This is a genomic window from Sphingomonas sp. (assembly GCF_031380695.1).
GTDB lineage: Bacteria > Pseudomonadota > Alphaproteobacteria > Sphingomonadales > Sphingomonadaceae > Sphingomicrobium.
The window spans coordinates 1-8,162 of the sequence record NZ_JANMWY010000307.1; the positions used below are offsets into that span (position 1 = coordinate 1).

General features: G+C 67.5%; 9 protein-coding genes and 2 pseudogenes. 4 read left to right on the forward strand and 7 right to left on the reverse strand.

Features of this window, described 5'->3' with window-relative positions; all coding sequences use genetic code 11:
* Window positions 1–478, reverse strand: a pseudogene (locus RMN84_RS11065) (hypothetical protein); the annotation flags it as partial.
* Window positions 479–574: 96 nt separating this feature from the next.
* Window positions 575–1,099, reverse strand: coding sequence for a hypothetical protein (locus RMN84_RS11070; protein WP_309612226.1), 525 nt, complete (start codon window positions 1,097–1,099; stop codon window positions 575–577).
* Window positions 1,100–1,296: 197 nt separating this feature from the next.
* Between RMN84_RS11070 and RMN84_RS11075 the strand changes: the two genes are divergently transcribed.
* From RMN84_RS11075 to aat, 3 genes are read left to right on the forward strand one after another with little or no spacing between them, the layout of a single operon-like run.
* On the forward strand, window positions 1,297–2,556 hold the full coding sequence (locus tag RMN84_RS11075) for an MFS transporter (RefSeq protein WP_309612227.1): 1,260 nt from the start codon (window positions 1,297–1,299) through the stop codon (window positions 2,554–2,556).
* 27 nt (window positions 2,557–2,583) lie between these two features.
* Window positions 2,584–2,925 (forward strand): arsenate reductase (glutaredoxin), encoded by a 342-nt coding sequence (gene arsC / locus RMN84_RS11080; RefSeq protein WP_309612228.1) that lies wholly within the window; start codon window positions 2,584–2,586, stop codon window positions 2,923–2,925.
* On the forward strand, window positions 2,922–3,650 hold the full coding sequence (aat, locus tag RMN84_RS11085) for a leucyl/phenylalanyl-tRNA--protein transferase (protein WP_309612229.1): 729 nt from the start codon (window positions 2,922–2,924) through the stop codon (window positions 3,648–3,650). The genes arsC and aat overlap by 4 nt, the downstream gene beginning before the upstream one ends.
* A gap of 35 nt (window positions 3,651–3,685) precedes the next feature.
* Here the strand turns inward: aat and RMN84_RS11090 are convergent.
* From RMN84_RS11090 to RMN84_RS11110, 5 genes and pseudogenes are all read right to left on the reverse strand, one after another.
* Window positions 3,686–3,919, reverse strand: a pseudogene (locus RMN84_RS11090) (DUF2155 domain-containing protein); the annotation flags it as partial.
* Window positions 3,920–4,056: 137 nt separating this feature from the next.
* Window positions 4,057–4,449, reverse strand: coding sequence for an NADH:ubiquinone oxidoreductase subunit NDUFA12 (locus RMN84_RS11095; protein ID WP_309612230.1), 393 nt, complete (start codon window positions 4,447–4,449; stop codon window positions 4,057–4,059).
* Window positions 4,450–4,541: 92 nt separating this feature from the next.
* Window positions 4,542–5,012, reverse strand: coding sequence for a DUF192 domain-containing protein (locus RMN84_RS11100; RefSeq protein ID WP_405051480.1), 471 nt, complete (start codon window positions 5,010–5,012; stop codon window positions 4,542–4,544).
* A gap of 20 nt (window positions 5,013–5,032) precedes the next feature.
* Entirely contained in the window at window positions 5,033–5,617 is a 585-nt protein-coding gene (locus tag RMN84_RS11105; protein WP_309612232.1) for a cold shock domain-containing protein, read from the reverse strand.
* A 108-nt stretch (window positions 5,618–5,725) separates the two neighbouring features.
* Entirely contained in the window at window positions 5,726–6,319 is a 594-nt protein-coding gene (locus RMN84_RS11110; RefSeq protein ID WP_405051479.1) for a regulatory protein RecX, read from the reverse strand.
* A 70-nt stretch (window positions 6,320–6,389) separates the two neighbouring features.
* On the opposite strand from RMN84_RS11110, the gene RMN84_RS11115 reads away from it, so the two are divergent.
* Window positions 6,390–8,147, forward strand: coding sequence for a fatty acyl-AMP ligase (locus RMN84_RS11115; protein WP_309612234.1), 1,758 nt, complete (start codon window positions 6,390–6,392; stop codon window positions 8,145–8,147).
* Window positions 8,148–8,162: the final 15 nt, after the last annotated feature.

Consider the following 8,162-nt stretch of genomic DNA (forward strand, 5'->3'; position numbering starts at 1 on the left):
GCGACGGCGCCTTGGCCGCGGCCTGCAGCATCAGGCCTGTGCTCGGAATCCCGGGGATCGCCGCCAGATCGGCAAAGCGCATCTCGCCCGGCCGGAACGACCGCATGTCGCGCGCCCAAGCGACGAGCGTCTGGGACAGCAGCGCGTCCGCTTTCGCCAGGTCGCGCGGATTGCCGCCGAGCGCGCCGCGCATTGCCCCTTCCAGCTTGCCCGTTTGATAGGCCTTGGGGTCGAGACCATCGATCTTCGTCTCGCGCACCAAGTCGATCAGCTGCCGCGCCTCGGGCTTTAATTGCCCAGCGGCGTCGATCCACAGCGGCGCATGCCCCGGCTGCCACGCCGCGACCTCGCTCTGGGCGGCGCGGTAGCTCGGCGAGGACCTGGCCAACGCCGGGCCCGGGCTTAGCGCCAGCGCGATCGCCATGCCCCGAACGGCGAACGCCGACCCCCACCGGGGACCGGCGCTGCACTTGCTCACTCCACTCGCCATAAGGCTCGGCCTAGAGCCTGATCGTCTAAGGTGAAAGCGCTTTGCTCTTTCGCTGATGGCGTGAATCAGGCTCTCATCATAAGTTCAGCCGCGCTCCCCGCGGGCGACGGGGGGTGGCGGCATGGTGGTTGGCGCAGGGCCATCGGTCGACATCGCCTGCGGTGCGCCCGGATAATATTGCCCGTTCTGGACATAGCCGTCCACCTGGCCGTCACCATTATTATCGGACCACACTGCGCCAGGAACCCCCCCGACCGCGCCGCCGAGCACCGCACCGCTCGCGACGCCCACAGCCGGGCTCATCGCACCGGGTGCTGCGGCAGCAACCCGCCGCGACATCGGGTCATAGCCCGCCGGCGTACCGACATAATATTGCCCGTTCTGGACGTAGCCATCGACCACGCCGTCGTTATTCTGGTCGGCCCAGACCGCGTTGGTAATGCCACCGATCGCGCCGCCAACCAGCGGGCTCTCGACGGCGGGCGCAGGCGCGGCCATTGCCATCCCGCTCATCGGTGCCGGGGCCGGGGCCGGGGCGGTTTGCCCGCTCGCACCGGCGGACAGGCTGGCTGTGCCGGCCAGCAGGGCAGTGGTGAAAATCTTGGTCATGCTCTTCTCCTGTCGGTGATTATCACGCGTTCGGCACCGGCCGCGACATCACTCGGCCACGACTGATGGTTACAGTCCGGCAACGACATCAAACAGCCTTCGTTCCGTGCCTAGCCTGTTATCCGTCGCATGCTCCGCTCGCGTCGCCGCTTGCGATGATCGGGCGGCGTGCTAGGTTGCGTGCAGGGGAGATCAGCATGGCCACGACCGCGCCCGAGGGTGGGAGGACCGCACCCGGCGGAACGGCGCGGCTTGGTGGGTGGAAGCCGCTGACCCTGCTCCTCACGCTGCTCGTCCTGCTCAACTATGTCGATCGGGGCGCGCTCGGCATCGCCGCGCCCGGGCTCAAGGATGAGTTCCATCTTTCCGCGCTCCAGTTCGGCGTTGCCTTGTCTGCCTTCGCCTGGGTCTATGCCCCCGCCCAGTTCGCGGTCGGCTGGCTGAGCGATCGCTTCTGCGTCTATCGACTGGTCGCGGTCGGCCTCGCCATCTGGGCGGTCAGCACCATGCTGACCGCGACGGCAACCGGGCTGGCGATGCTGGTCGCGCTCCGCATCGGCCTGGGGATCGGCGAGGGCGTCGCCTTCCCCTCGATTTCCAAGATGATCGCCGCCCATGTGCCGCAGGAGCGGCGCGGGCTCGCCAATGCCTGGGTCGCCGCCGCGCTCGCCGCCGGTCCGGCGCTCGGGACGCTGGCCGGGGGACACATCCTCAATGACTATGGCTGGCGGGCGATCTTCCTGATCTTCGGTGCGATAACCCTGCTGTGGTTGATGCCGTGGCATTTTGTCTCGCGCACGCATTGGCATGTCGCCGGCCAGCACCGTGAGCCGAGCGTGGCGATGCGCGACATCCTCCGCCGCCGCGCCGTGTGGACGATGGGCATCGGCCATTTCTGCAACACCTACGCCTTCTTCTTCCTGCTCGCCTGGCTGCCGCTTTTCCTCGTCAAACAGCGCGGGCTCAGCATCCTGGAGATGACCGGCATCACAACCAGCGTGTTCGCGCTGCAGGCGGTGTGCGCCCTGCTGTGGGGCTGGCTCTCGGACCGGCTGGTCCACGCCGGTCATGACGAGGGTCGACTGCGCAAGGCCTTCATCGCCGCCTCGCTGACGTGCAGCGCAATTGCCGTTCTCGGCCTCTCGCAGGCCGATACCACCGCTTCAATCGAAGGCTGGCTGCTTCTCGCCGGGGCTGGCGCCGGACCGGCGGGAACCCAGCCCTACGCTATCGCGCAGATCTTCGCCGGCCGCCGCGCCTCAGGCAGTTGGGTCGGGGCGGTGAACGGCATCGGCAACACCTCGGGGATCGTTGGCCCGCTGATCACCGGGGCCATCGTCGACCGCACCGGCAGCTACGTCGCCGCATTCCTCCTCGCCGCCGGCATATCCGCGTTTGGCGCCCTGTGGTGGCTGTTCGCGGTCCCGAAGGTGGAGCCGGTCGCAGCGTTTCACTAGGCCGACGCGCGCTGCTATAAGCGGCGCATGAAGGCCACCATTCTCCACAACCCCGCCTGCGGCACGTCGCGCAAGACGCTCGCGCTGCTCGACGAGGCCGGCGCGGACGTCACCGTCATCGAATATCTCAAGACCCCGCCGACCCGCGCCGAGTTGCAGCGCCTCTACGCCCGCGCTGGCATCACTGCCCGCGACGGCCTGCGCGCCAAGGAAGCGCTCGCGACCACGCTGGGTCTGACGGAGGCAAGCGACGCGGCCATCCTCGACGCGATGATCGCCCACCCGATCCTGATCAACCGCCCGCTGGTCGAGACCGCCAAGGGCGTCGCGCTGTGCCGCCCGCAAGACGAGGTGCTGAAACTGCTGTGAGCGGGCTCGATCCGCATCTGCTGCTGCGCGGCTATGCGGCCGGGATCTTCCCCATGGCCGACAGCCGTCATGCCGGCGACATTTTCTGGGTCGAGCCACGCGCCCGCGCGATTCTCCCGCTCGACCGCTTCCGCCTCTCCCGCTCGCTCGCCAAGCGCGTCCGCTCGGACCGCTTTCGAATCTCCGTCGACACCGCGTTCCATCAGGTCGTCCTCGCCTGCGCCGAGCGCCACGAGACGTGGATCAACTCGACGATCGAGCGCGCGACGCTCGGCCTCCACGCCGCCGGCCATGCCCATTCGGTCGAGGTGTGGCATGGCGACGCGCTGGTCGGCGGACTCTATGGCGTGAAGCTGGGCGGCGCCTTCTTCGGCGAGAGCATGTTCAGCCGCGAGCGCGACGCGTCGAAGGTCGCGCTGGCGTGGCTCATCGCGCGGCTGCGAGCGGGGCGCTTCTCATTGCTCGACTGCCAGTTCATGACCGACCATCTCGCCTCGCTCGGGGCGGAGGTCGTCCCGCGTGACACCTATGTGGCGTTGCTCGGCTCGGCGCTCGGTACCGATTCGGTGGGAGTGGCTTCCGGTACAGCCAGCTCGTTGGCGACCGGCGCGGACTTCTTCGCGCTCGACCGCTTGGTGGGCGACGCGGCGGATGCAGGTGCCGCCGGAGCAGCCTCCGGCGCGCCCGGCCATTTCATCGTGCAGCTCTTGGGCCAGACATCGTAAACCGGATTCTCCACCGCGTTGAGCGACGGCGATTCCTTGTACAACCAGCCCGAGAAGACCCGGAACCAACGATGATCGGGCTGCTCGACGTCGAGCTGCAGGAATGCGCCGGTCAGCGGCGGCGATTCCCATGGCGCGGTCGTCTCGCATGCGCGCAGCCGAACCACCGCGTCGCGGATCTTGATCGCGTCGCCCGGCTTCATCGTCAGGTTGCGGACGATGCCGTTGCGCTTGTTGAGCAGGCCAATCACCGCGACCCGCTCGGCCATCGGCGTCTCGCCGACATATTGGGGTGGTGGACCGGCCTTGGCCGTGGCGGCGGCCTGTTCATTGCCCGGCGCGGCGCGATCGCACCCGGACAGGACGGCGACGGTTGCGGTCAGCAGAACGAGGGCGCGTGTCACGCCTATTCGGGCTTCCACGCCTGGTAATCGCCGGTCGCCGCGGGCCGCACGCCACCCCCGCCGAGCGATCCGCCCGGCTTATAGGCGGCGAAGGTTCCGGTCTGGTTAGGCAGCGGCGGCTGCTCGAACGGGCGACGCGGCGGCATCGCCTCGTCGGGCAGCGCGTCGATCGTGCCCTTCAGCCATGCCTGCCATATGGGCGGCACGCGGCTCCCGTCGTTATTGCCGTCGTAGATTACCCAGCGGCGGCTATCCTCGCCATTCTTGTGCTGGAAATAGAGGTTGCCGGCGGCATCCTTGCCGACCTGGCTGCCATGGCGGCGCGAGAAGAACGCGGTGCCGAAGGTCGCCCCGTTCCACCATGTCGCCGAGAAGAATTTGCCGAATAGTCCCATGCACCGCGCCTTTGCCCCGTTCGGCGGGCCGGTGCAACTGGCGCGATGGAATCTCAGCAAAGAACGGTGCCAGCAGCAAAACTGAAGAAGCGTCAGTGCGGCCAGCTGACCTTGTCGCCTGGCTCAATCCCCAACTCCGCTGCCCGTCCTCCGGCAATCTCCAGCACTGCCGTCACGGGCTCGCTCGCGCTGATCAGCGCCAGGCTCATCGGCCTTGCATTCGCCGCGATGTTGGCGATCTTGCCGTCGGCGCGGACGAAGACCAAGTCGAGCGGGATCAGCGTATTCTTCATCCAGAAGGTCGCCACTTCGGGCCGCGGCATCGGAAAGATCATTCCCGCATCGGGTGCGAGCTTGTCGCGAAACATCAGGCCGCGCTCCTGATCGGCGGGCGTCGCCGCAACTTCGACCACGAAGCGATAAACTTTGCCGTGACCGCTGACGGTCAACGGCAGCTGCGCCAGCCATGATGGGGCAGCGGCGGGCGGCGCGGCATTGGTGGCGGCGTCCGATGCCGCTGGCTGGCACCCCGCGAGCGCAGCGACCAGCATCGCGCCGGCCATCGTCAACCATCGTCGCCCGCTCAGCCCTCGAGCTCGACTGCGGTCAGCCCCTTGCGGCCTTGCGCGATGCGGGCGTGCATATGGTCGCCCGGCGTCAGGTCCGCGAACCCCGCCCGCCGCACCGTCTCCATATGGATGAACACGTCCCCACCCGCGCCTTCCAGCTCGACCAGAAACCCGTATCCCTTGACGCGATTGAACCATTTGACCTCCACCGGCACGAACGGGCCGGCATCTTCCGCCAGCATCTGCCGATCGGCCCTGTCCGCCGTCGGCATGGCCGCCCGCGGCTCCGAGGGCAAGGCTGTCGACAGGTCGATCGCCAGGATTTTCGTCGCCTGAAATCCGCGCTGCTGATGAGAACAGATGCATTCGATCGTCGCGCCCTCGGGCACCGATCGGCGGCCGTGCTCCTTCAACACGCTGAAGTGGATCAGGACGTCGCCGTCAACCGAATCGCTGATCAGGAATCCGAATCCCCGCGTCGCGTCAAACCATTTGATCGCGCCCGTGACGATTTCACCCTCGATCTCGACCGGGCCGGCGCCCGTGTCTTGCCTGCTGGAATCCAGTTCTTTTTCAGATGATTGACGAATCTGGGACATAATCGTCGCCTCATCCCCAGCGGGCAGCGGCTCATCGGCCTCGAGTTGCGATGAACGTTTCACCCCCGGACCATAACCCAGTTTGAGTTTTCATGAAACTAGCGTTAATTATAAGCCACGCAAATCTGCCAAATCTTCCGGGCTTGGGGTCCGACCCGGAGCCATTGCGACGATCGCCCGCGCCAGCGCAAAGCCGTGCCCGGCGCGAAGCATCCCGCCAATCGCCTTCTCTCGCTGCACGGGATCCAATGGCGCGGTGGCATAGGGTCCGACCCGCCGCTTGCGCGCCATCCTGAGCGCGGCATCGACCTTCCCCTGCTCGGCCAGGTCGCGCGCCGCTGCGCCGTCATCCTCGTTGATTCTGGCGGCGTGGAGCACCTGTCCGACGCGCCGCGCACCATAGCCGCGCCCGCCCAGCGCCCGCGCCTTCGACAAAGCGAACGCCGCATCGTCGACATAGCCGAACCCCGCCAGCCGCTCGGCGATTGCGACCGGGTTGGCCACCTGCTCGCCCTCCCACCCACGCTCGCGCACCTTGCGCCGCAGATAGTCGACCAGCTTGCCCTTCGACGTCGCGAACCGCCCGACATAATGCAGCGCCAGCTCGTCGAGCTTCGCCGCGGTGAGAGGGGGTCGCGGCCGGGGACCGGATCGGGGCGGCTTCACGCCTTGTTTGTGCCACACTCCATTCGCATTCACCATGCGCGTCGTAACGCATGCCGGGGAACGCCCGGTGCGCGGACCGGCCGGCCCCATTGATCAGGATGCCCCTGTGCTCGAAACCACCGCTTCCGACCTCGGTCCCGCCGGCGCGACCCCGACCTGGGACGACCTACCGCGCCGCATCTCGGACTTCACGACCTTGGGCGAAGCGCTCGATTACGCCGCTAAGGGTAAGCGCGGCATGAACTTCCACGACGCGCGCGGCACGCTTGACACCCCCTATCCCTATTCCGAGCTGCGCCGTGATGCGCTCGACCTGGCCCGCCGCTTCATGGCGCTCGGCCTGGTCCAAGGTGATCGCCTCGCGCTGGTGGCCGAGACCGGCAAGGAATTCGCCGCCTGTTTCTTCGGCGCGATCTACGCTGGGGTGTGGCCGGTGCCGTTGCCCCTGCCGACCAGCTTCGGCGGGCGTGATGCCTATGTCGAACAGCTCAAGGTCATGCTCGGCAGCAGCGACCCCAAGCTGTTCCTGTTCCCGCCCGAGCTCGCCGAATTCGCCGGCGAGGCAGCGACCGCGCTCGGCGTTCCCGCGCGCCAGTGGGATATGCTCGACGACATCGTCCCCAGCGAGCAACCCTTACCCGCGCAGGACCCCGACGAGATCGGCTACCTCCAGTACAGCAGCGGATCGACCCGCTTTCCCCATGGCGTCGCCGTCACCCATCGCTCGCTGCTGGCAAATTTACGCTCGCACGGCTTGGGCCTGGCGATGGGCAATGACGACCGCGTGATCAGCTGGCTGCCGTGGTACCATGACATGGGGCTCGTCGGCTGCATGCTCTCGCCGGTCGCCAACCAGCTGTCGGTCGACTATCTCAAGACCGAGGATTTCGCCCGCCGTCCGCTCGCCTGGCTCGACCTCATCACCCGCAATCCGGGGACGACGGTCAGCTATTCCCCCTCGTTCGGCTACGACATCTGCTCGCGCCGCCTGTCGAGCCTGACCCGCGTCGAAGACCGCTTCGACCTATCGCGCTGGCGCATCGCCGGTAACGGCGCCGACATGATCCGCCCCGACGTCATGCAGGCGTTCGTCGACGGTTTCGCCGACGCCGGGTTCAAGGCCAGCGCCTTCTGTCCCAGCTATGGCCTGGCCGAAGCGACGCTGGCGGTCTCGCTGATGCCGCCGGGCGAGGGCATCCGGCTCGAGTTGGTCGAGGAAAGCGAATTGTCCGGCGTCGGCACGCCCGCGCAGGAACGCCCGCGCCGCTATCGCGCGATCGTCAATTGCGGCCGCCCCGTCGATGGGATGGAGGTCGAGGTGCGCGACGGTGCGGGCGCGATTCTGCCCGACCGCGGCATCGGCAAGCTTTATTGTCGCGGCACCAGTGTCATGGTCGGCTATTTCCGCGATCAGGCATCGACCGACGCCTGCCTGACCGCCGACGGCTGGCTCGACACCGGCGACATGGGTTATCTCTCGGGCGGCTACATCTTCATCGTCGGCCGGGCGAAGGACATGATCATCATCAACGGCCGTAACCATTGGCCGCAGGACATCGAGTGGGCGGTCGAGCAGCTGCCCGGCTTCAAGTCCGGCGACATCGCCGCCTTCGCCATTACCGGAACCAGCGGCGAGGAAACCCCCGCCGTCCTGGTCCATTGCCGCATATCCGACCCGGGCGAGCGCGGCCGGCTGCGCGACGACATCCGCGAGCGCGTCCGCGCGATCACCGGCATCACCCCGGTGGTCGAGCTGGTCCCGCCGCGCACCCTGCCCCGCACCAGTTCGGGCAAGCTTTCCCGCACCAAGGCCCGCAACCTCTACCTGTCCGGCGAAATTACACCGTACGACATCGCGGCCTAGCGTCACCATTAGCCG